The following is a 20,695-nucleotide window of genomic DNA, read 5'->3' as shown; positions in this document are numbered from 1 at the left end:
GAGGCACCTTTCTCATAATCGCTGGCGGCGACGAAAAGCCGTCGCGCAATCGCCGTTGCCTCTTTGCGTCTTTGTGTGAGCTTTTTCTTCTTCGCGCCTTCGCGTGAAACCGATTATCCCCGCACCTGCTGCATCCGCGCCAGATAGCGCGCGAGCACGTCGATCTCCAGATTCACCGGACGCCCCGCCGCCGCCTCGTCGAGCGTCGTCACCGCCTGGGTGTGCGGGATGATGTTGAGGGTGAAATGCGCGGTCCCGTCCGGCTGATCGGTCACGTCGTTGACCGTCAGCGAGACGCCGTCGAGCGTGATCGACCCCTTGGGCGCGATATGCGGTGCCAGCGACGCCGGCGCTTCGACGGTGACCCTGACGCTGTCGCCGACGGGATCGACCGAGACGATCCGCCCGACCGCATCGACATGCCCGGTGACGATATGCCCGCCAAGTTCGTCGCCGACGCGCAGAGCGCGTTCGAGATTGAGCCGGCGACCCGCATCCCACATCCCCGGCGCGGTACGTGCGATCGTCTCTGCGCTGACATCGACCGCGAACCAGCCGGCGGGGCCGTTGCTGCCCTCGTCGACGCCCTTGTCGACCACCGTCAGGCACGCGCCCGAGCAGGCGATCGAGGCGCCGAGATCGATCGTATCGACGTCATAGGCGGTGCCGATGATCAGACGCGTGTCGCCGCGATCCTCGCGCGCGCGGACGGTGCCGATGTCGGTAACGATTCCGGTGAACATGAAGCAGTCAATCCTTCCTGATGCGCTCGTAGACGTCGAGCCGGTCGCTGCCAAGCATCCGGCTATCGGCAAGGCGCCAGCGGCCGTGCGCGCGCGCCAGGTCCGCAAGTCCGATATCGCCGAGCGCCGCGCGGCCGCGGCCGACCAGGATCGGCGCGCGATAGAGGAGCAGTCGGTCGATGCGGTCGGAGGCCAGGAACGCGGCGGCGGCCTGCGCGCCGCCTTCGACCAGCAGCGAATCGACACGCGGATCGGCGGTCGGCGAGGGCAGGGCGGTCCATCCGGCGGGCGCGGCGCCGTGGGTCAGTAGGAAACGCCGTGGACTGCGTCGTTCGAGGCCGGCGAGCCGCACATCGAGCCGCGGCATGTCGGCATCAAGGGTACCCCGTCCCACGACGATGCCTTCGTGCAGCGCGCGCTCGAGATGAGCGTGCGCCCGGGCGCGGTCGCCGGTGATCCAGCGGCTCGACCCGTCGGCCATCGCGATGCAGCCGTCGAGCGATGTCGCGAGCTTCAGCGTCGTGAAGGGCCGTTCGCGCATCGCGCGCGTCCACCAGGGCGCCATCGCCGCGCGGGCCGCGTCTGCGAGCACGCCGGTATCGACCGCGATCCCCGCGTCGCGAAGCCGCGCGATACCCCGGCCGTCGGTGCGCGCGTCGGGGTCCCGCACCGCGACGACGACGCGCGCGACGCCCGCGCCGATCAGGCTGTCGGTGCAGCACGGGCCGCGCGGGCTCGCATGGGCGCAGGGTTCGAGCGTGACATAGACCGTGGCGCCACGCGCGGCGTCGCCGGCGGCGGCGAGCGCCACCGCCTCGGCGTGGGGACGCCCGCCAGGCTGGGTCCAGCCGCGCGCGACGATCCGGCCCCCCGCCTTAGCGGGGGCAGGCTGCACGATGATGCAGCCGACATTGGGATTGGGTGCCGTCAGCCCGCGCCCGCGCCGCGCCAGCGCGACGGCGGCGGCCATCCAGTCGGCATCGGCGGGTGGTCGCCGCATCAGCGCTGCGGCGACTCGTCAGCGGGCGCCGGCGGGGTTCGCGCCGCACGCTCGGCGAGGGTCGAGCGCTTGGGCGGCGCGGGCTTGGCGCCGATCGTATCGGCCTCCTTGCCCAACGTTTCGCGCGTCACCTTGTCGGCCTCGGTCGAATCATACTCGACCCCCATCATGTCGGCGAGCTTCTGGAATTCGGCGCGGCGCTTGGCGTTCTCCCGCGTCGTTTCCCTGGCGCGGGCGATCCAGTCGGCGCGAATGTCCGCCTCGCTGCGATTCGCCTTCCAGTTCTCGAAATAGATGATCTGCGGCTTGGGGCGTTCATAGGGGATCAGATATTTGGAAAATCCCCAGAAAAGCACGAGCGAAAAGGCAATGGCCACGCCCCAGCTGGTCCAGCGGTGCGGGCGCGGCTGGCGCACATAATCCCAAAAGTCGGAGACGCCTCCGCCGACATCCCAATGATTGAACATTCCCATTCGACCGATTTACGCGATTGGACGCCCTTTTGCGAGAGGGACGAGGGATTGCGCGCAGTGAAGAGTGATATCGTTATCAGTTGCAAAAAATGCAATCGCGGATGCTTATTTCGCAGTTGCACAATTCATTGTGCAGTGCAATATCACACTCGCCTTTTAGGCATCCTCTCCCAAAACTTTCACGGGCCACCTTCGGGTGGCCCTTTTTTTTGCCATCCGGCGGAATCGCGTGCCTTTCCGGTCCAGCCCGGTGGCGGCGAATCACTCCTGAACCGGTGTTCGCACCTCGAACCGCCGCACCTCGGCGATGAAGGTCCCAGGGAGCGGGGTCGACTGGCCGCTATCGCTGTCGACATGGGCATAGCTGATTTCGATATCGGTAAGCCGCTCTTCACCGCGGAAAATGCCGCAGTGAAGCGTGAAGCTCGCGCGCTCGAAACGGCTGATCCGCGCCGCAATGGTAATCAGCTCGTCGAGCCGGGCGGCGGAATGATAGTCGATTTCGCAATGCGTCTCGCGAATGTCTGTACCATATTGGTGAAAATAGGGTCCGGGCTGGCCCTCGCCTAGCGCCCGGAAATATTCGGTAACCCCGATATCGGCATAGACCAGATAATTGCCGTTGAAGACGACATTCTGTCCATCGATCTCGTTGAAGCGAACGCGCACGACCTCGCGAACGCGAAAATCGGCGAGCGGCACCTCGCTGCGGCGAACCGTCATCGCCCGCTCAGGCCGCGAGCGCAGCCGGGACGCGCTCGATGGGCGCGCAGGCCGCCTCCAGCCATTCGCGCTCCGCATCGCCCATCCCCGGCGCCAGCTTTTCGAGCACGGCGGCATGATAGGCATCGAGCCAGTCGGCCTCGGCCGACGACAGCAGCGCCGGATCGACCAGGTTGCGCGCGATCGGCGCAAAGGTGATCGTCTCGAACCCCAGCATATCCTCTTCGGCGCCATCGATGCTGACGGGGATCACGATCACCAGATTTTCGATGCGGATGCCGAAATGGCCCGCCTTGTAATAGCCGGGTTCGTTCGAGAGGATCATGCCCGCGTGCAGCGGCTCCTCGGTCCCCGCCTGCCCGCCGGCGGGCTTGGCGATACGCTGCGGCCCTTCGTGGACCGCCAGATAGGCGCCGACGCCGTGACCGGTGCCATGCGCGTAATCGACCCCGTCAGCCCACAGATATTGCCGCGCGAGAATGTCGAGCTGGCTGCCGCGCGTCCCCTTGGGGAAACGCGCGGTCGCGAGCGCGATATGGCCTTTGAGCACCTGCGTGAAGCGGCGGCGCATTTCGGCGGTGGGCGTGCCGATCGCGATCGTGCGCGTAATGTCGGTCGTGCCGTCGGCATATTGGCCGCCCGAATCGACGAGGTAGAGCGTCCCGGTCTCGATCGCGCGGTTGGTGGTTTCGTCGACCTTGTAATGCGGCAGCGCGCCGTTGGGGCCGGCAGCCGAGATGGTGTCGAATGACAGGTCGACAAGCGCGCCGCTGTCTTCGCGAAACGCCTTGAGCTTCGCCGCCGCGCCCAGTTCGTCGAGCCCCCCTTGCGGCGCCGCCTCTTCCATCCACTTCAGGAAGCGCGCGACCGCGACGCCGTCGCGAACATGCGCGGCGCGGGTACCGCCGAGTTCGGTCGCGTTCTTGATCGCCTTGGGCAGCACCGCCGGGTCGCGGTGGCGCGCGATCTTCGCGCCCGCGCCCTCGAGCGCGGTAAAGATCGCCGCGACCGCCCGGTCGGGATCGACCGCGACGTGCCTGCCGGCAAGCTCGGCAAGCGCCGCCTCGAACGCGTCGCGGTCGTGGATCCGCACGCTGTTGCCCAGATGCGCGCGCACCGCGTCGGTGACCTTCTCGGGCGCGACGAACAGGTCGGCGGTCGCGTCGGCGTGGAGCAGCGCGAAGGCGAGGCCGACCGGCGTGTGCGTGACGTCCGAGCCGCGGATGTTGAAGGTCCACGCGATCGAGTCGAGCGCCGTCATCACCGTCGTGTCGAGCCCCTGCGCCTTCAGCCAATCGGCGATCACCGCGCGCTTGTCGGCGGCCGATTGGCCCGCCTGCTGCGTGTCATAGACGATCACCGGCGCGTCGCTCGGCGCGGGCCGGTCGTCCCACACCGCGTCGACCGGGTTGCTCTCGACCGCGACGAGTTCGGCGCCCTTCGCCTTGAGCGCGCGCGCCAGTCCGCGCGCCCAGTCGATGCCGTGGAGCCACGGGTCGAAACCGATCTTCTGCCCAGCGCCGACATTGGCGCCGAGCCACTCTGCGACGCTCGACTGCGGCACCCCGACATAGTCGTAGAGCGATCCGTCGACCTGGTCGCGCACCTGTACCGTATAGCGCCCGTCGACGAAGATCGCCGCCTTTCCGGGTAGCACCGCCGCGGTGCCCGCCGAGCCGCCGAAGCCGGTGAGCCAGGCAAGCCGCTGTGCATAGGCGCCGACATATTCGCTCATATGTTCGTCGCTGATCGGGATCACGAAACCGTCGAGGCCGCGCGTCGCGAGTTCGCGGCGCAGGTTGGTGAGGCGGGCGCGATAGTCGGGGGTGGACATGCTTGCTTCCTTGTTCCTACATCGCTGCCATTCCTGCCCGGCGGGGGCGGCGCAGCGGGAGTATCGGTCTATGCGCGCTATTTGGATGTTCCTGGCGGCAATTGCCACCCCGCTTGTCGCATCCCCGCCCCTTTCGGCCCAAGAGAAAGACGATGATTTGACCCAAATGCCTTCCGCGCCCGTCGCCGAACAGCGGCCCCACGCCATGACGCTGCACGGCGAGACGCTGTCCGACCCTTGGCACTGGCTGCGCGACCAAAGCTATCCCGTCGTCGACGACAAGGACGTGCTTGCCTATGTGAAGGCGGAAAATGCGTATTTCGAGGCGGCGATGAAACCGCACGAGGCGCTTGTCGAGACGCTGTTTCAGGAGATGAAGGGTCGCATCAAGGAAGCCGATGCGAGCGTGCCGCAAAAGGATGGCGACTACCTCTATTGGATCGAGTTCGAACAGGGCGCCGAGTATAAGAAATGGTATCGCCGGCCGGTCGCGGGCGGCGACGCGCAACTGATCCTCGACGAGGTCGCGCTCGCCGCGGGCAAGGACTATTTCCGCCTCGCCGACCTGGCGGTAAGCCCGAACGGCAAGCTGATGGCTTATGCGTTCGACGACAATGGCTCGGAGCGATTCGAAGTGCGATTCCGCAATCTCGACACCGGCGAGATGCTGCCCGACGTCATTCCCGGTACCTTGTCGGCGCTGGTGTGGACAGCAGGGAACGACGCCCTGCTCTATGGCCTCGCGAACGAAAACTGGCGCACCGACAACGTGCGTCTGCACAAACTCGGCACGCCGGTTTCGGGCGACAAGCTGCTCTACAAGGAGGCCGACATCGGTTTCGGCGTCGGCATCGGCAAGACCGCGGCGGACAATTTTATCGTTATCGCGACGGGCGATAACGAGACAAGCGAGGTCTATCTGCTCCCCGCCGACAACCCCGAAGCCGAGCCCCTGCTGGTCGCGCCGCGGCAAAAGGGCCGCGAATATAGCGTCGATGAGCGCGAGGGGACGCTCTATATCCACACCAACGACGAGCATCCCAATTTCCGCGTCGCGACTGCGCGCCTCGACGCGCCGGGCGCGTGGACGACGCTGATTCCGGGGTCCGATTCGACCTACATCACCGACCTCGCGGTCTTCCGCGACTATTTCGTGCTCGAAACCCGCGAAAGCGGGCTCGATCAGGTCGACGTGCGCCGCTACGACGCGCCGCTGACGGCGGGACGGATCGCCTTTCCCGAGGCGACCTATGTCGCGGGGCTCGGCGACAATCCCGAATATCATCAGGACAAGCTGCGCCTCGACTATGAATCGATGGTCACCCCCGATACCGTCTATGATTATGACGTCGCGAGCGGGGCGCTCGAGACGCTGAAGGTGCAGGAAATCCCTTCGGGTTACAATGCTTCACAATATATAACCGAATGGGTGAATCTGCCGAGCCGCGACGGCAAGACGAACATTCCCGCCTCGCTCGTCTACAAAAAGGGGACGAAGCTCGACGGCAGCGCGCCGCTGCACCTTTATGCCTATGGCTCCTATGGCTACCGCGTCGCGCCGGGCTTTTCGACGACGCGGCTCAGCCTGATCGATCGCGGCATGATCTACGCCATCGCGCATGTACGCGGCGGCGACGATCTGGGGCGCCAATGGTATCTCGCGGGCAAGACCGATCGCCGCAAGAACAGTTTCAACGACTTCATCGACGTCGCGAAAGGCCTGATCGCGAAGGGCTATACGAGCGCCGGCAAGATTTCGATCGAAGGCCGCTCGGCGGGCGGGCAGGTGATGGGCGTCGTCACCAACGAAGCGCCCGAACTCTGGGGCGCGGTGTTAGCAGGGGTGCCCTTCGTCGACGTGATCAACACGATGATCGACGAGGACCTGCCGCTGACCCCCGGCGAATGGCCCGAATGGGGCAATCCGGTCATCGACAAGGCGGCATTCGACTATATGCTGAGTTACAGCCCCTATGACAATGTGACCGCCAAAGCCTATCCGCCGATGCTCGTGTCGGCGGGGCTCCACGACCCGCGCGTCACCTATTGGGAGCCCGCGAAATGGGTCGCCAAGCTACGCGCGACGCGAACCAATGACGCGACGCTGCTCTTGCGCACCAACATGGGCGCGGGCCACGCCGGCAAGTCAGGCCGCTGGGGCGCGCTGCGCGAGGATGCCGAGGAATATGCCTTCGTGCTGACGCAGCTGGGAGTGGAGAAGTAACGGCTTCTGGTTGGCACGAAGACGCGAAGAGCACCCATTCACCGTTCGTGCTGAGCTTGTCGAAGCACGGTTCTCCTTCTCCGGCGCTGAAGAAAGAACGGCCCTTCGACAGGCTCAGGGCGAACGGAAGAAGAAGTTTTTTCGTGTCTCCGTGTCTTCGTGCGAAACCATATACGCGCACCCCGTCCGCCTATGCCGCCAAATACCCCCGCGCCACCAACTCAGCCTCCAGCCCCGCCGCGCCCTCGAACCGGTGCGCAGCGATGCCTGCGGCCTCGGCGCCCGAGACATTGGCCGGATTATCGTCGATGAACAGCGCGCCCGCGGGGTCGATGCCGAATCGCTCGATCGCGAGCGCGTAGATCGCGGGGTCGGGCTTCATCAGCCTTTCGGTGCCCGAGACGATAATATCGCGGAAGCGGTCGAAGACCGGCTGGGTCGGGCGGAAGCCGTGCCAGAATTCATGGCCGAAATTGGTGATCGCGAACAGCGGCACGCCTGCGGCGTCGAGGCGCTCGACGAGGTCGAGACTGCCAGGGACGGGCCCCGGAATCGTCTCGTTGAAGCGCGCCGCATAGGCGTCGATCAGATGCGCGTGATCGGGAAACTCGGCCTGGCGTTCGGGCACCATCTCGGCAAGCGGGCGGCCTGCGTCGTGCTGAAAATGCCACGCCGGGGTGACGACATGACCGACGAACCATTCGAGCTCGTCGGGATCGTCGATCAGCTTGGCGAACAGATGGCGCAGGTCCCATTCGAACAGCACCTTGCCGACGTCGAAGATAACCGAGCGGGCGATCATGGCGGCTCCTTCCAATGGTCCCATCGAGCGAGGGAGGGTGGAGTGAAGAGGGCGCGCCGTCCGAAGCCCACCCCGCTGCGACTAGACCGGCTGCGCCGGATCAAGTCTCGCTGCCCCTCCCCTGAAGGGGAGGGGTTTGGATGGCGGACACGCGAAAGCGCCGCCGGAAGCATCCGACGGCGTTACGCTGGCCTGCAATGCGCGCGCGGGGCGGCGAGCGCCCCGCAGGGCCATCAGCCCTGACGCGCCTTGAAGCGGCGGTTGGTCTTGTTGATCACATAGGTCCGGCCGCGACGGCGAATCACGCGGTTGTCCCGGTGGCGGTCCTTCAGCGACTTCAGGCTGTTGCGAATCTTCATGGCTCTTGTCCGTAAATCTGGGCGTATTGACGCGAAGCGGCGCAACTATGGGGAAGCAGCCGAAAAGTCAACCGCTCCACGCCCATATTTCGTCAAGCCGGACCCTTCGACAAGCTCAGGACAGGCTTGATCCGGCATCCATCGCCGCGGCGATGTCGTGGACCCCGGATCAGGTCCGGGGTGACGAGGGGTATTATCCCGCCAGCGCCTTTTGCCGCCGCCTTTGCACCGACGAGCCAAAGCCCATCGCTTCGCGATATTTGACCACGGTGCGCCGCGCGATATCGTGCCCTTCGCCCGCGAGCTTCTTTGCAATCGCGTCGTCCGACAGGATCGCCCCCGGCTCTTCGGCGTCGATCAGCGCCCTGATCCGGCTCTTCACCGCCTCGGCCGACACCGCGCCGTCGCCGGCGGTCGCCGAAATGCCGCTCGAAAAGAAATATTTAAGCTCGAACAATCCGCGCGCGCACGACAGATATTTGTTGCTGGTAACGCGGCTGACCGTCGATTCGTGCATCCCGATCGCCTCCGCCACCTGGCGCAGCGTCAGCGGTCGCATGTGGGCGACCCCGTGCAGGAAGAATCCCTCCTGCTGCTTGACGATCTCGCTCGCGACCTTGACGATCGTGCGCTGGCGCTGATCGAGCGCCCGCACCAGCCAGTTGGCGCCGGCCAGCTGTTCGGAGAGCCACGCCTTGCTCTTCGCCGCCGCGCCCGCCGCCAGTTCGTTGTAGTAGCGCCGGTTGATGAGGAGGCGCGGCAGGGTGCCGCTGTTGACCTCGACCGCCCAGCCCTCGGCCGTGCGGCGGATGTGGAGATCGGGCACGACCGCCTGCGGCGGCGAGCCGCCGAAGCGCAACCCGGGCTTGGGATCATAGCCGCGCAGTTCGCGGATCATATCGGCCAGATCCTCGTCGTCGACGCCGCAGATGCGCTTCAATTGCGGGAAAGCGCCCTTTGCCACGAGGTCGAGATGCGCGATCATACATTCCATCGCGGGATCGTAGCGGTCGGCTTCGCGCGCCTGGATCGCGATGCACTCGGCGAGGTCGCGCGCGCCGACCCCGGACGGATCGAAGGTCTGGACGCCTTCGAGTACCGACGCGACAAGCGCGAGCGGCACACCGAGTCGCTGCGCCAGCTCGGCGAGGTCGGCGCGCAAATAGCCCGTTTCGTCGATCAGCGCGACGATCTGTTCGGCGACCATCGCCTCGAGACCCGAAAAGCGTTCGCCGACCTGCGCGAGCAGATGCTCGTGGAGCGTGGCGGCGCCCTCGGCGAAGCTGTCGAAATCGATATCGTCGCCCGATCCGGACAAGCCGACCGAATCGCTCGCACTATCGTGATGGAAGCGTTCTTCGGCAAAATCGACGTCGAGATCGTCGGCGGTTCCGGCGTCCGATGCCAGCGCCGCGTCGGTTTCGGGCGCCTCGGCTGCCGGAGCGGGAACCTCGTCCGCGGGCTCGTCCGCGCCGCCGCCCTCGTCGGCCGGGGCCGTGTCGAGCAGCGGATTGCCCTCCAGCGCTTCGGCGAGATAGGATTCGAGTTCAAGGTTCGACAACGCCAGCAGCTTGATCGCCTGCTGCAGCTGCGGCGTCATCACCAGCGATTGCGACTGGCGTAAATCGAGGCGTGGACCCAGAGCCAACCGCTGCTATCCCGTCAGCAGAGGCGCGTGTCCCCGCACGAACATATGCAGGCCTGGGCCCGTGGTCATAGGGAAAAGCCCTCGCCGAGATAGAGGCGGCGCACCTCCGGGTCGGCGACGAGCTCCGCGGGCGATCCGGCGAGCAGCACCTTGCCGTCGTAGATGATGCACGCGCGATCGACGAGGTCCAGCGTCTCGCGGACGTTATGATCGGTGATCAACACGCCGATCCCGCGCGTTTTCAGGTCGGCGACAAGGTCGCGAATGTCGCTGATCGACAGCGGGTCGATGCCCGCGAAGGGCTCGTCGAGCAGCATGATCGACGGGTTAGCGGCGAGCGCGCGCGCAATCTCTGCCCGCCGCCGTTCGCCGCCGGACAGCGCCATCGCGGCCGAGTCGCGCAAGCGCGTGAGGCCGAACTCCTCGAGCAACTCGTCGAGCCTCTGCTCGCGCGCGATACGGTCGGGCTCGGCGAGTTCGAGCACCGCGGCGATATTCTGCTCGACCGTCATCCCGCGAAAGATCGACGTTTCCTGCGGCAGATAGCCGAGACCCAGGATCGCACGGCGATACATCGGCAGCGAGGTGATGTCGGCGCCGTCGAGCATGATGCGACCGGCGTCGGGCTTCACCAGTCCCATGATCGAATAGAAGCAGGTCGTCTTGCCGGCGCCGTTCGGACCGAGCAGGCCGACGACCTCGCCCTTGCCGACCGACAGCGACACATCGGAGAGCACGACGCGCTTGTCGTAGCTTTTGGCAATCGACACGACCGCAAGGCCATTGCCTGCCGCCGCATCCTCCTGAACATGCGCAGTATGTTCGGCGACGCCATGATCGGCATCGGACAGCGTCGCAAGCTTCGGTTCGTCGGTCATAGGCGGGCGTTACCCGAGGAGCGGCGCCAGCGTCAATCTGGCAAGATTATTGCATTCGGTCGGGGTGGGGCCATCGGCTTGGCACGGCCGGCGGCACCACCCGCTGCGACCAGGTAACAAGGTCCCTAGTCTCCCTGCCCTCCCCGGAACGGAAGGGCGTTTGCCATTAGTCAATGCCCGACCGTCTCGCCGCGCGTCACCCCCGACCGCGCGAGCTGGTCGTCGATCGCCGCCACCAATCGATCGAGCCCCGCCGTCTCCTTTGCCTCGGCGCGCGCGACGAGCACATCCTGCGTGTTCGAAGCCCGGAGCAGCCACCAACCGTCCTCGGTCAGTACGCGCGCGCCGTCGGTGCGATTCACTTCGGCGCCCGACGCGGCAAGACGGTCGAGAACTTCGTCCACAATGGCGAATTTACGCGACTCATCGACCTGAAACCGCATTTCGGGCGTGTTTACCATCGCGGGCATCGCGCTGCGCATCTCGGTGACGCTCTGGCCGAGCGCGGCGACCGCTTCGATCAGCCGGACGGCGGCATAGGGCGCATCGTCATAGCCGTAATAGCGGTCGGCGAAGAAGATGTGGCCGCTCATCTCGCCCGCGAGCGGGCTCCCGGTTTCCTTCATCTTCGCCTTGATCAGGCTGTGACCGGTCTTCCACATCAGCGGGGTTCCGCCGAGGTCGGCAACGCGATCGAACAGCGCTTGGCTGGCCTTCACATCGGCGATGATCGTCGCGCCGGGCCGGTCGCGAAGCGCGGCCGCGGCATAGATTTGCAACAGCTGGTCGCCCCAGATTACCCGCCCTTCGCCGTCGATCGCGCCGATGCGGTCGCCGTCTCCATCGAAAGCGACGCCGAAATCGAGATTCCTCTCGGCGACCAGCTTCCTGAGATCGGCCAGATTCGCCTCGACCGTGGGATCGGGGTGATGGTTGGGAAAATGTCCGTCGACATCGGTGAACAGGAGGTGGTGCTCGCCGGGGAGGCGCGCGGTCAGCTTTTCGATCACGGGGCCGGCGGCGCCGTTCCCGGCGTCCCAGCCGACGCGGCATGCGGCTCCCGCGAACCCTTCGACCAGGCGATCGACATAGGCGTCGACGATATCGACCTGCTGCGAGCCGCCCTCGCCGCTTTCCCAGTCGCCCGCGGCGGCGATTTCGCCGATCCCCTGGATGTCGGCGCCGAAAAAGGGACGGCCCTGAAACACCATCTTGAAGCCGTTATAGTCGGGGGGGTTGTGGCTGCCGGTTATCTGTATGCCGCCGTCCACGTCCTGCGTTGACGCGGCGTAATAGAGCATCGGCGTCGGTCCCATGCCGACGCGCAGCGCGTCGACCCCCGCGGCGTTGATTCCCTCGACCAGCGCGACCTCCAGCATCGGCGACGACAGGCGCCCGTCATAGCCCACGGCGACCCGGCGCCCGCCCGCGCGGCGGATCAGGGTCGCGAAACTGCGCCCGATCGCGCGCGCGTCGTTTTCGGTCAGCGTATCGCCGACGATTCCGCGGATGTCATATTCGCGCAGCATCGTCGGGTGGAAAACATGGGTCATAAGGTCGCTCTCTCTGCTGGCTGGGGAGGGAAATCAGGCGACGGCGAACAGGTCTCCGTCGGGGTGCATTTTTTCGCGCGCGGGCAGGTTGAGTCCCGCCATCGCTTCGCGCAATTCCTGCCTTGCGACCACATGCCCCATGCCCATGCCGCCCAGATGCGCCTTGTCGAGCAGGGTGAGGCCGGCCGGGAACAACTCACGATAGATGACGCGCTCGCCGAGTCCCGGAATCACGCGAAAGCCGACGCGACGCGACAATTGGGTCAGTGCCTCGCCCACGCGGCGCATATTGTGTGCATCGACATGCTGCAGGCGGTTGCGCAGGATGATCCAGTCGATCGTACGCCCGTCGCTTTTCGCTCGCGCCTTGCGCGTGTCCCAGATCAGTTCCGAATAGAAGCTGGGGCGCGTGACCTGAAACGTTTCGGGGTCGACCTGGCCGATCAGGTCGAAGTCGATGAAGCTGTCGTTGATCGGCGTGATCAACGTGTCGGCGCTGGTCGCGAGGTGCCGCGCGAAGACATCGTCGCGCCCCGGCGTATCGGCGATGAAATAGTCGGCGCCCTCCGACACGCGCGCGACCTGCGCATCGAGCTCTTCGATCGTCGAGCCGCCGAACACCTCGAACCGCGGGGTCGGCAAGTCGATCTCGCGGCGCCGCGCGGTGTTCTCGCGATTCTCCAGATAGCGGTGAAAGGTGCGCTGGCGCGGATCGAGATCCAGCCCCGCGACGCGCCAGCCCTGGCTGGCCAGTGCAACCGCGAAATGCACGGCACAGGTCGACTTGCCGGTGCCGCCCTTTTCATTGGCAAAGATGATGCGGTGCGGCGCGGGATTCGTCATGACCGTTGCGATTTTCCTGTCGGCGCGGCATGGCGGCCGCGTGGGGTGGCGTTTGCGCCGCCATTATCGGAGGCCGGGCAAGGGTGCAAATCATCCGTGATATCGCCACGCTTCGTCGCGCAGTGGCGGCGCTGAAACAAGGCGACAAAAGCGTCGCGCTGGTGCCGACGATGGGCGCGCTGCACGACGGGCATCTGTCGCTTGTCCGTATGGGACGGCGGGTTGCCGACCATGTCGTCGCGTCGATCTTCGTCAATCCGACGCAATTCGGCCCAAATGAGGATTTTGCCGCCTATCCGCGCGACGAGGCGCGCGACGCCGCCTTGCTGGTCGAGGAAAAAGTGTCGCTGCTCTGGGCCCCCGATATCGACGCCATGTATCCGGAGGGGCACCGCACGCATATCGAAGTCGCCGAACTGGGCGCCGATTATTGCGGTGCGGCCCGGCCCGGCCATTTTGACGGGGTGGCGACCGTCGTCGCCAAGCTGTTCAACCAGGTTCGCCCCGATATCGCGATCTTTGGCGAAAAGGACTGGCAGCAACTTGCGATCATCCGCCGCATGGCGCGCGACCTCGATTTCGCGGTCGACATATTGGGCGCACCGATCGCTCGCGATGCCGACGGGCTCGCGCTATCGTCGCGCAACGCCTATCTGTCGCCGGACGAGCGCGCGGCGGCGGCATCCTTTCCGGCAGCGCTGAAGGCCGCCGCTGCGGCGATCGCGGGCGGCGCCGATGTCGACGACAGCCTTGCGAAGGCCGAAGCGGCGATCCTGGCGGGGGGCTTTGCGAGCGTCGATTACGTCGCGGTCGCCGACGCGAACAGCCTCCGGCGCCTGGTCGATTTTCGCCCGCCCGCGCGCCTTTTGGCCGCAGCCCGTATCGGGAAAACGCGGCTGATCGACAATCTCGCCATCGAATGATTCGTTCGAGGGACCCCGGTTTTCCGCCAATTACGGACCTTGCCCACCAAAAATCGCCGCGTCGTTAACGCTTTGTTGACCATAAACGGCAAGGTTCGGCCCTCGAAGCTTCCTGTGGGGGGAAGCGAAGGGGGTTATCATGGCCAACAGTCTGAAGTCCGCCCAGTTTCTGATCGAAAGCCGTCTGCTCGATGCGGCGCGCGGCGATGCAAACGCCTATTTCGATCTGGGTATCGCGTTTTCGACCGGCACCGGCGGTGTCGATGTCGACCTGATCCAGGCGCATAAGTGGTTCAATCTCGCCGCGCTCGGTGGCAGCCTCGAAGGGCAGCAATGCCGCGCCGACGTGTCGGACGAAATGAGCCGTGACGAAATCGCCGAAGCGCAGCGCCAGGCGCGCGCGTGGCTCGACGAAACCGCACGCCGTCCGGCCGCGCGGCGCTACGCCGCCTGATATTGGTTCACGCGAAGAGGTCGCGTTTGCCGCGAAGCGGCTAGCTCTTTCAATTCCTGCGGCCATCCGCGTCGTTCGTGAAGAAATGGGCCTGTAGGCCCAAACCATCTTCTTCGCGCCTTCGCGTGAAATTTCTTTACTCGTCCGGGCGCCTGAACGGCATCTGCCCTTCGAGCCAGTCCATTTCGGACTCTTCGGCCAACCGCTCGCGCTCCAGAAAGTCGGCCACCGCGCGACGGAAGCCCGGATCGGCGATGAAGTGCGCCGACCAGGTCGCGACGGGGCCATAGCCGCGCGCGAGCTTGTGCCCGCCCTGCGCGCCGGCTTCGACCCGGGCAAGGCCGCGCTCGATCGCAATGTCGATCGCCCGGTAATAGCAAAGCTCGAAATGCAGATAGGGGATGTCGGCGAGGCAGCCCCAATAGCGGCCGTACAGCGCGTCGAGGCCGAGGAAGTGCATCGCGCCCGCTATCGGGCGATCGCCGTCCCACGCCAGGACGAGGATGATGCGGTCGGCCATACGCGCACCCATCATGTCGAATGCCTCGCGCGTCAGGTAGGGATGCCCCCATTTGCGCGCGCCGGTATCCTGATAAAAGGCCCACATCGCATCCCAATGCGCGGGCGCGATCGCCGCGCCCGTGACCTCCTCGATCCGCAGGCCCCCGGCCGCGCGCGCGCGTTCCTTGCGCAGCTGCTTGCGTTTCGCCGAAGTCAGTGTGGAAAGGAAATCGTCGAAGCTCGCATAGCCGCTATTGGCGAAATGGAACTGGATGTCGCGCCGCACGAGCCAACCCGCCGCCTCGAACAGCTGAACCTGCTCGGGAGCGACGAAGGTCGCGTGCGCCGACGACAGATTATTCTGCCGCGCCACCGCTTCGGCGGCGCGGATCAGCAGCGTGGCATCGTCGTGGCCGTGCGCCAGCAGCCGCGGCCCCGGTACCGGGGTGAACGGCACCGCGATCTGCAGCTTGGGATAATAGCTGCCCCCGGCGCGCTCCCATGCGTCGGCCCACGCATGGTCGAAGACATATTCGCCCTGGCTGTGCGCCTTCAGATAGGCCGGGGCAGCGGCGACGAGCGCACCGTTCGCGTCTTCGACGAGCAGCGGAGCAGGCTGCCAGCCCGTGCCGGGACCGACGCTGCCCGAGTCTTCGAGCAGCGACAGGAAGTCGTGGCCGACGAACGGATTGGCATCGCCGGCGAGATCGTTCCACGCCGCCGCGTCGAGCGCGGCGACGCCGCTGCCGAGCGACAGGGTACGCGCGGGCGGATCGGCTTCGGCCATAAAGCCTTACGCGGGCTTCACCGCAACGATGGCATCGACCTCGACCGCCGCGCCGAGCGGCAGCACCGCGACGCCGACCGCGCTGCGGGCATGGCGTCCCGCCTCGCCGAACAGCTGCTCCATCAGTTCCGATGCGCCGTTCGCGACCTTCGGCTGCGCGGTGAAGGCGGGGTCGCTGTTCACGAAAACGCCGAGCTTGACGATCTTTTCGAGCCGCGACCAGTCGCCGTCCAGCGCCTTGCCGATCTGTGCGACGAGCATCAGCGCACAGCGCCGTGCGGCATCATAGCCCGAGGCTTCGTCCAGATCGAGCCCGAGCCGTCCGGTCACGACTTCGCCGCTGCGAAACGGCAACTGGCCGCTGATGTGGAGGAGCCCGCCCTGTTCGACGACGGGCACATAGGCGGCGACCGGCGCTGCCGGCTTGGGAAGGTCGAGGCCGAGTTCGGCAAGCTTGGCGGGAATGTCCATGATGCGTCCTTATACCAGTTGGGGCCGGGGGGCCGGGATATTTTCGGCGAGCCGCGCGCGGATCCAGTCCGCCGCTTCGGCCCAGTCGTCGATCCGCGCGTGCGCATGCGGCGCGGGGGCGATCTTGTCGGCAATGGCCGGCTCGCCGACCATGTGGAGGCGCCAGACCTCGGGCGCCTCGAGCGCGACCGAATGATGATGCCCCGCAAGATCGTCGATGAACACCGCGACACTCGGCTGCCGTTCGGCAAGCAGGCGCCGCACCGGCTCGCCCTTGCCGCCGCGGCTGCCGATCACCGGCACGGCGAGGCCGAGCGCGGCAAGCTGTGCGGCGCGCGCGGCCTGATGGTCGGGGCCGACGTTGGTAAGCACGACGATGTCGGCCGCGACGCCGATCGCCGCCATCGCCGCCATCGCACCGCGAATCGGATATTGCCGCTCCATCTCCGTCCGGAAAAAGCCGTCGAGCAACGGCCATACCTCGGCCGCCTCGAGCGGGGTGCCGCATTCCTTGCGCTTGAGCGCCCCCGCGAAGCTCGCATCCTCCATGCGGAACAGCACGCCATGCTCTTCGTCGACCCATTTGGCGAAGGGGACGACCATGTGCAGCAGCACTTCGTCGCAATCGGTGATGACGAGCGGGCGGGTCATGGCTGTCCTTCCTGTCCTTCGAGGCGCCGCGCCGCCGCGGCGAGCGCGTCCAGATCCTGACCGAGTGCCGACGCACAAGCGACGAGATCGGGCTCGTGCGCGGCGAGAAAGCCCAGCACCGCGGCGAGCGTGGCGCGCTGCCCGAGCGAGGCGCGGAGCCCCTCGGGCGTGAGGCCGGTCATCCCGAGCAGTCGCTCGGCGCGCGGCTCATCGGCCAGGATCCAGCCGAGCGCGTGGAGCGCGAGTGCTTCGTCGCCTTCGTGCAAATGTCTCGTCCTTCATCGGTGAGGCGATTGTTTCCGCGGGCCGATTCGCCTAAACGGGCGGCGGACGCAAGGTGGGAAACGGAACGCGCATGGGCAAGACCATATTGGTGGTCGAGGATAATGAACTCAACCTCCGCCTCTTCTGCGACCTGTTGAACGCCCACGGCTATAGCGCGCATCCGGTGCGCGACGGCCGCGACGCGCTGGCGAAAGCGCGCGAGGTGTCGCCCGACCTGATCATCATGGATATCCAGTTGCCGCACGTCAGCGGGCTCGAGCTGATCGGCCAGATGAAGGCCGATGCCGCCCTGCGCCCCGTGCCGATCATGGCGGTCACCGCCTATGCCGGCAAGGGCGACGAGGAACAGATCCGCGCCGCGGGCGCCGAGGCCTATGTATCGAAGCCGATTTCGGTGATCAAATTCATCGAGAGCGTCGGCGCGTTCGCCTGAGCAGGCGACCGGCCGTCACCACAATTGCGGCTTCGCAACCATCAGCCAGAAGACGGCGGTCAGTCCCAGGAACGCCGGCCAGCCAAGAAGGAACCACCACCGCATCGTGCGCGCATAATCGCGCCCGAGCGCGCGCCCTTGCGCCGCGGCGGCTTCGGCCAGGCGGGTCGCACGAATCTGAAGCACGACCACCGGCGCCCAGCAGGCAAAGGCCAGCGCATAGAGGCCATAGGCGACGACGAGCCAGGGTTCGGTCGGAGAATAGCCGGCGTGGAAAACGAGCCAGAACCCGCTTGCGGGTTGGACGACGCCGCTCGTACCCGTGAAGATCCAGTCGGCGCGGACCACCATTCGCCCGACGCGCGCGATGAGCGCTGGATCGCGCGTAAGATGCGCCGACCAGAAGTACCAGGCGGTGCCGGCCCCGAAGCCGAACAATATCGTGCTGCTGAGGATGTGCAGCGTCTTGACCAGCCAATAGGGCTCGATCATCGCTTGTCCCCGATCACGCCATGAACCGCGACGAGCAGCAGGATCGGCAGATTCTTGAGCAACGGCCCCAACGGGTCGAGCCATAAGCGAGGCTGCGCGATGCCGATGACGATCGAGAAAGCGAGGATCGCGGCGACCTGAAGACCCGTTGCGATCCGCACGCTGCGCCCGAGCAGCAGATAGGCCGCAATGCCGATGTCGGCCAGGCTGGCGCCGATGCGCAGCGGATCGGCGAGCAGGGGCGAAAGACCAAGGCCCGTCACGACCTCGCCCGTCGCGTGCTTTCCATACACGAGCCCGAGCCAGGCCGATGCAAGCCACAGCAGGACGAGCACCGCACGGATCGCGGGCGCAATAAAGAAGAGGCGCGCGTGCCAACGATCCTGAACTTCGGCTGGGCGGGCCCGCAACGCCTCGTCCAGACTCCGCGACGTCGTGCCGATCGCCGACGCATAGGCGGCGCTGTCGCCTCCATTGCCGGCGACAAGCTGTATCAGGCTGTTGCTGGCGATCGGCCCGCGGCCCGCAAGGTCGCCGAGCCAACCCAACGCGCGCATCACCGGGATCGGTACCGAAACACAGCGCGCGGGCGCAAACCCAAGCCAGGCGCGATAGCGCCGCAACAGGTCGCGCAGCTCGATCGTCTCCGGACCAACCGGCTCGAGCGTGCGGCCCGCTACGGCCGCGTCGCCGCAGAGCCGGACGACATCGCGTGCAAGATCATCGACGTGGATCGGGGTGAAGAGCTGGTCACCCGCGCCGGGAACCGGAATGGCCAGCGGCAACGCCGCCAGGCTGCGGAGCAGCGAGGTTCCGCCATAGCTGCCGTCGCCATAGACGAGCGAAGGGCGCAGGATCGTTGCATCGAGACCCGATTCGCGTAGCACCGCCTCGCCCGCGAGCTTCGTTTTCGCATAATCGCTCGGCACATCCTCGCGCGCGCTGATCGCCGAGATCAACAGGGCTTGCCGAACCCCGGCGGCGCGCGCGGCGGCGTAAAGCGCACGCGGCATCGCGACATGGACCGCCTCCATATGGGGTCCGCGCAGCAGGCCCGCCGCGTTTACGATACAGGTCACGCCGTCCAGATACGCACGCCACCGCGACGGATCGGTAGCCTGCTCGAGATCGATCGCGACGAACCGCGCGTCGGGAAACGCCTGTTCGAGACCCTCCGCGCGCCGGACCACCGCAACGACGTCATGCCCGGCCGCGAGCAAGTCCGCGAGGATATGGCGTCCGATAAAACCGCCGGCCCCCAACAACATGACCCGCATGGCCGCTCCCTTCCGGACCGCCCATAGCGGCGCCGGAAAGGTCGGTCACCCCCCGGGACGGATTCCGCGCTCGATCAACGGGACCGGCGCGGCCTCCTCGCGCGATGGCGCATATGCCGCGCGCACGAAAAAGGGCGGCGCGGCGCCGCCCTTCTGGATCCCGGATCGAGCCCGGAATGACGCGTTTTCAGTCCGCGCGGCGATGCCGCGCAGGACAAGGCGTCACTTGATCTTGGCTTCCTTGAACTCGACGTGCTTGCGCGCGCGCGGGTCATATTTGCGCACCGACATCTTCTCGGTCATCGTGCGCGGATTCTTCTTGGTGACATAGAAAAAGCCCGTGTCGGCGGTGCTCACCAGCTTGATCTTGACGGTCGTCGGCTTGGCCATGGCCCTATCCTTAGAATATCTGGCACATCCGCCGGGGGCCCGACCGATGCGGCGGGGCGTTGGCGGCCCCGGCGGTTGGTGTGAAAAACGAAGAGGGCCGCGCGCCGGGCGCCGCCCCCATTTATCCGGGCGCCCTTGGCGGGATTCGCCGCCTCTGTCAAGCGAAAGCCGCGAAAAGCCCCTGGGAGGCGAGGCGGTGTGTGCGCCTCGCCTGCAGCGGCTTTACGCGTCGCGGATGACGAAGCTGACCGTCATTTCGCGCCAGCTTTCTTCGGCCACGCCGCCGCGGGTCGCAGGCTTGAAGCGCCATTTGGCCAGTGCGCGCTTCTTCGTTGCTTCGAAAAAGGCCGGATCGTCGGCGCGGACCAGCTCGACCGCCTTCACGCGCCCGTCGGTGCCGATCAGCACGCGCACGACGACACTGCCCTCGACGCCGGCGCGTTGCTGGCGCAGCGGGTAATCCGGCTGAAACTGCCCAGCATAGCGCGGATCGACCTGGGCGGTAACCAGCTTCGGCGGCGCGGGCCGCTCGATCCCGATTTCGGGTCCAGGAGGCAGGGGCGGCGGATCGAGGATCACCGGCCCGTCTGCGACCCGATTCGTGTCGTCGAACGGAAGCTTGAAGACCTTTTCGACCCTTTCGGTGGCCGCATCGGCCCTGGACTGCGGCCTGACATCGGGTCGGGGTTCGGGGTCGGGTGGCGGCGGCTTCGGCAATTCGATCAGCGTTCCGATGAGCGGAGTCGTGCGCGGCGCCTGGTCGACGATCATCGGCGACAGCGCGACGGCGACAACCAGCGCCGCAGGCAGCCCGATCGCGATCGCCGCCGCGATGGGGCGATGCCGCGCGCCCGGGTCATAGCCGTAGCGGGCATTCGCGGACGCCGGCGCGCGCTCGGGCGCAGCGGCGAGGGCGGACATCAGGGGTATCAGCGTCATGGCCTCTCTCCT

23 protein-coding genes are annotated in these 20,695 nt (G+C 66.4%); 4 read left to right on the top strand and 19 right to left on the bottom strand.

Features of this window, described 5'->3' with window-relative positions; translation table 11 throughout:
• Positions 1-113: 113 nt before the first annotated feature.
• The 5 genes from AC58D2_RS08415 to AC58D2_RS08395 all read right to left on the bottom strand — a co-directional run bounded on the left by AC58D2_RS08415 (position 114) and on the right by AC58D2_RS08395 (position 4,773).
• Positions 114-743 (bottom strand): riboflavin synthase, encoded by a 630-nt coding sequence (locus AC58D2_RS08415; RefSeq protein WP_497389196.1) that lies wholly within the window; start codon positions 741-743, stop codon positions 114-116.
• Between the two features lie 7 nt (positions 744-750).
• On the bottom strand, positions 751-1,713 hold the full coding sequence (gene ribD / locus AC58D2_RS08410; RefSeq protein ID WP_497389325.1) for a bifunctional diaminohydroxyphosphoribosylaminopyrimidine deaminase/5-amino-6-(5-phosphoribosylamino)uracil reductase RibD: 963 nt from the start codon (positions 1,711-1,713) through the stop codon (positions 751-753).
• A 29-nt stretch (positions 1,714-1,742) separates the two neighbouring features.
• Complete coding sequence (locus AC58D2_RS08405) at positions 1,743-2,216, bottom strand: hypothetical protein (protein ID WP_497389194.1); 474 nt, start codon at positions 2,214-2,216, stop codon at positions 1,743-1,745.
• Positions 2,217-2,477: 261 nt separating this feature from the next.
• The gene (locus AC58D2_RS08400) at positions 2,478-2,939 is read right to left on the bottom strand and encodes an acyl-CoA thioesterase (protein ID WP_497389192.1); all 462 of its coding nucleotides are present in this window, start codon (positions 2,937-2,939) and stop codon (positions 2,478-2,480) included.
• A gap of 7 nt (positions 2,940-2,946) precedes the next feature.
• Complete coding sequence (locus tag AC58D2_RS08395) at positions 2,947-4,773, bottom strand: aminopeptidase P family protein (RefSeq protein WP_497389190.1); 1,827 nt, start codon at positions 4,771-4,773, stop codon at positions 2,947-2,949.
• A gap of 166 nt (positions 4,774-4,939) precedes the next feature.
• On the opposite strand from AC58D2_RS08395, the gene AC58D2_RS08390 reads away from it, so the two are divergent.
• The gene (locus tag AC58D2_RS08390) at positions 4,940-6,997 is read left to right on the top strand and encodes a S9 family peptidase (protein WP_497389188.1); all 2,058 of its coding nucleotides are present in this window, start codon (positions 4,940-4,942) and stop codon (positions 6,995-6,997) included.
• Between the two features lie 190 nt (positions 6,998-7,187).
• Here AC58D2_RS08390 and AC58D2_RS08385 read toward each other — a convergent pair whose 3' ends face one another.
• The 6 genes from AC58D2_RS08385 to AC58D2_RS08360 form a co-directional block, all read right to left on the bottom strand.
• Positions 7,188-7,799 carry an HAD family hydrolase gene (locus AC58D2_RS08385; protein ID WP_497389186.1) on the bottom strand — a complete coding sequence of 204 codons (612 nt, stop codon included), beginning with the start codon at positions 7,797-7,799 and terminating at the stop codon, positions 7,188-7,190.
• A gap of 233 nt (positions 7,800-8,032) precedes the next feature.
• The gene (gene ykgO, locus AC58D2_RS08380; RefSeq protein WP_003046794.1) at positions 8,033-8,158 is read right to left on the bottom strand and encodes a type B 50S ribosomal protein L36; all 126 of its coding nucleotides are present in this window, start codon (positions 8,156-8,158) and stop codon (positions 8,033-8,035) included.
• 193 nt (positions 8,159-8,351) lie between these two features.
• A complete protein-coding gene (rpoN, locus tag AC58D2_RS08375; RefSeq protein ID WP_497389183.1) occupies positions 8,352-9,806 on the bottom strand; it encodes an RNA polymerase factor sigma-54 in 1,455 nt (484 codons plus the stop codon).
• Positions 9,807-9,871: 65 nt separating this feature from the next.
• Entirely contained in the window at positions 9,872-10,684 is an 813-nt protein-coding gene (gene lptB / locus AC58D2_RS08370) for an LPS export ABC transporter ATP-binding protein (protein ID WP_497389181.1), read from the bottom strand.
• A 170-nt stretch (positions 10,685-10,854) separates the two neighbouring features.
• The gene (gene pgmG / locus AC58D2_RS08365; RefSeq protein ID WP_497389179.1) at positions 10,855-12,237 is read right to left on the bottom strand and encodes a phosphoglucomutase/phosphomannomutase PgmG; all 1,383 of its coding nucleotides are present in this window, start codon (positions 12,235-12,237) and stop codon (positions 10,855-10,857) included.
• Positions 12,238-12,270: 33 nt separating this feature from the next.
• On the bottom strand, positions 12,271-13,080 hold the full coding sequence (locus AC58D2_RS08360; RefSeq protein WP_497389177.1) for a division plane positioning ATPase MipZ: 810 nt from the start codon (positions 13,078-13,080) through the stop codon (positions 12,271-12,273).
• An 83-nt stretch (positions 13,081-13,163) separates the two neighbouring features.
• Here AC58D2_RS08360 and panC point away from each other — a divergent pair, with 83 nt between their 5' ends.
• Complete coding sequence (gene panC / locus AC58D2_RS08355) at positions 13,164-14,003, top strand: pantoate--beta-alanine ligase (protein ID WP_497389175.1); 840 nt, start codon at positions 13,164-13,166, stop codon at positions 14,001-14,003.
• A gap of 139 nt (positions 14,004-14,142) precedes the next feature.
• Positions 14,143-14,457, top strand: a complete 315-nt coding sequence (locus tag AC58D2_RS08350) for a hypothetical protein (protein WP_497389173.1) — start codon at positions 14,143-14,145, stop codon at positions 14,455-14,457.
• 136 nt (positions 14,458-14,593) lie between these two features.
• On the opposite strand, the gene AC58D2_RS08345 is transcribed toward AC58D2_RS08350, so the two are convergent.
• Genes AC58D2_RS08345 through AC58D2_RS08330 form a run of 4 tightly spaced genes read right to left on the bottom strand, consistent with a single transcriptional unit; the run spans position 14,594 to position 17,133 of the window.
• A complete protein-coding gene (locus AC58D2_RS08345; protein WP_497389171.1) occupies positions 14,594-15,745 on the bottom strand; it encodes a GNAT family N-acetyltransferase in 1,152 nt (383 codons plus the stop codon).
• A 6-nt stretch (positions 15,746-15,751) separates the two neighbouring features.
• Complete coding sequence (locus tag AC58D2_RS08340) at positions 15,752-16,216, bottom strand: RidA family protein (RefSeq protein WP_497389169.1); 465 nt, start codon at positions 16,214-16,216, stop codon at positions 15,752-15,754.
• Between the two features lie 9 nt (positions 16,217-16,225).
• Positions 16,226-16,867: an HAD family hydrolase gene (locus AC58D2_RS08335; protein WP_497389167.1), complete on the bottom strand. Its 642-nt coding sequence runs from the start codon at positions 16,865-16,867 to the stop codon at positions 16,226-16,228.
• Complete coding sequence (locus AC58D2_RS08330; RefSeq protein ID WP_497389165.1) at positions 16,864-17,133, bottom strand: DUF3572 family protein; 270 nt, start codon at positions 17,131-17,133, stop codon at positions 16,864-16,866. Before AC58D2_RS08330 ends, AC58D2_RS08335 begins: the two co-directional genes overlap by 4 nt.
• Before the next feature lie 89 nt (positions 17,134-17,222).
• Here AC58D2_RS08330 and AC58D2_RS08325 point away from each other — a divergent pair, with 89 nt between their 5' ends.
• Complete coding sequence (locus tag AC58D2_RS08325; protein WP_497389323.1) at positions 17,223-17,585, top strand: response regulator; 363 nt, start codon at positions 17,223-17,225, stop codon at positions 17,583-17,585.
• Between the two features lie 15 nt (positions 17,586-17,600).
• Here AC58D2_RS08325 and AC58D2_RS08320 read toward each other — a convergent pair whose 3' ends face one another.
• The 4 genes from AC58D2_RS08320 to AC58D2_RS08305 form a co-directional block, all read right to left on the bottom strand.
• A complete protein-coding gene (locus AC58D2_RS08320) occupies positions 17,601-18,077 on the bottom strand; it encodes a DUF2269 family protein (protein WP_497389163.1) in 477 nt (158 codons plus the stop codon).
• On the bottom strand, positions 18,074-19,354 hold the full coding sequence (locus AC58D2_RS08315; protein ID WP_497389161.1) for an SDR family oxidoreductase: 1,281 nt from the start codon (positions 19,352-19,354) through the stop codon (positions 18,074-18,076). Before AC58D2_RS08315 ends, AC58D2_RS08320 begins: the two co-directional genes overlap by 4 nt.
• Positions 19,355-19,576: 222 nt before the next feature.
• A complete protein-coding gene (rpmG, locus tag AC58D2_RS08310; protein WP_003042331.1) occupies positions 19,577-19,744 on the bottom strand; it encodes a 50S ribosomal protein L33 in 168 nt (55 codons plus the stop codon).
• A gap of 222 nt (positions 19,745-19,966) precedes the next feature.
• On the bottom strand, positions 19,967-20,683 hold the full coding sequence (locus tag AC58D2_RS08305; RefSeq protein ID WP_497389158.1) for an energy transducer TonB: 717 nt from the start codon (positions 20,681-20,683) through the stop codon (positions 19,967-19,969).
• Between the last annotated feature and the right edge of the window lie 12 nt (positions 20,684-20,695).

It is taken from the genome of Sphingopyxis sp. CR5, from assembly GCF_059693785.1.
This window is presented reverse-complemented; position numbering and strand designations above follow the sequence as displayed.

What these genes read in the sequence shown, in the direction of transcription:
- lptB (WP_497389181.1), bottom strand. Translation starts at nt 10,684, where the DNA reads ATGACCGACGAACCGAAGCTTGCGACGCTGTCCGATGCCGATCATGGC.
- AC58D2_RS08385 (WP_497389186.1), bottom strand. Translation starts at nt 7,799, where the DNA reads ATGATCGCCCGCTCGGTTATCTTCGACGTCGGCAAGGTGCTGTTCGAA.
- AC58D2_RS08360 (WP_497389177.1), bottom strand. Translation starts at nt 13,080, where the DNA reads ATGACGAATCCCGCGCCGCACCGCATCATCTTTGCCAATGAAAAGGGC.
- ykgO (WP_003046794.1), bottom strand. Translation starts at nt 8,158, where the DNA reads ATGAAGATTCGCAACAGCCTGAAGTCGCTGAAGGACCGCCACCGGGAC.
- rpmG (WP_003042331.1), bottom strand. Translation starts at nt 19,744, where the DNA reads ATGGCCAAGCCGACGACCGTCAAGATCAAGCTGGTGAGCACCGCCGAC.
- AC58D2_RS08395 (WP_497389190.1), bottom strand. Translation starts at nt 4,773, where the DNA reads ATGTCCACCCCCGACTATCGCGCCCGCCTCACCAACCTGCGCCGCGAA.
- AC58D2_RS08315 (WP_497389161.1), bottom strand. Translation starts at nt 19,354, where the DNA reads ATGCGGGTCATGTTGTTGGGGGCCGGCGGTTTTATCGGACGCCATATC.
- AC58D2_RS08350 (WP_497389173.1), top strand. Translation starts at nt 14,143, where the DNA reads ATGGCCAACAGTCTGAAGTCCGCCCAGTTTCTGATCGAAAGCCGTCTG.
- pgmG (WP_497389179.1), bottom strand. Translation starts at nt 12,237, where the DNA reads ATGACCCATGTTTTCCACCCGACGATGCTGCGCGAATATGACATCCGC.
- AC58D2_RS08390 (WP_497389188.1), top strand. Translation starts at nt 4,940, where the DNA reads ATGCCTTCCGCGCCCGTCGCCGAACAGCGGCCCCACGCCATGACGCTG.
- AC58D2_RS08415 (WP_497389196.1), bottom strand. Translation starts at nt 743, where the DNA reads ATGTTCACCGGAATCGTTACCGACATCGGCACCGTCCGCGCGCGCGAG.
- AC58D2_RS08325 (WP_497389323.1), top strand. Translation starts at nt 17,223, where the DNA reads ATGGGCAAGACCATATTGGTGGTCGAGGATAATGAACTCAACCTCCGC.
- AC58D2_RS08340 (WP_497389169.1), bottom strand. Translation starts at nt 16,216, where the DNA reads ATGGACATTCCCGCCAAGCTTGCCGAACTCGGCCTCGACCTTCCCAAG.
- AC58D2_RS08405 (WP_497389194.1), bottom strand. Translation starts at nt 2,216, where the DNA reads ATGGGAATGTTCAATCATTGGGATGTCGGCGGAGGCGTCTCCGACTTT.
- AC58D2_RS08345 (WP_497389171.1), bottom strand. Translation starts at nt 15,745, where the DNA reads ATGGCCGAAGCCGATCCGCCCGCGCGTACCCTGTCGCTCGGCAGCGGC.
- AC58D2_RS08400 (WP_497389192.1), bottom strand. Translation starts at nt 2,939, where the DNA reads ATGACGGTTCGCCGCAGCGAGGTGCCGCTCGCCGATTTTCGCGTTCGC.
- ribD (WP_497389325.1), bottom strand. Translation starts at nt 1,713, where the DNA reads ATGGCCGCCGCCGTCGCGCTGGCGCGGCGCGGGCGCGGGCTGACGGCA.
- AC58D2_RS08335 (WP_497389167.1), bottom strand. Translation starts at nt 16,867, where the DNA reads ATGACCCGCCCGCTCGTCATCACCGATTGCGACGAAGTGCTGCTGCAC.
- AC58D2_RS08320 (WP_497389163.1), bottom strand. Translation starts at nt 18,077, where the DNA reads ATGATCGAGCCCTATTGGCTGGTCAAGACGCTGCACATCCTCAGCAGC.
- AC58D2_RS08305 (WP_497389158.1), bottom strand. Translation starts at nt 20,683, where the DNA reads ATGACGCTGATACCCCTGATGTCCGCCCTCGCCGCTGCGCCCGAGCGC.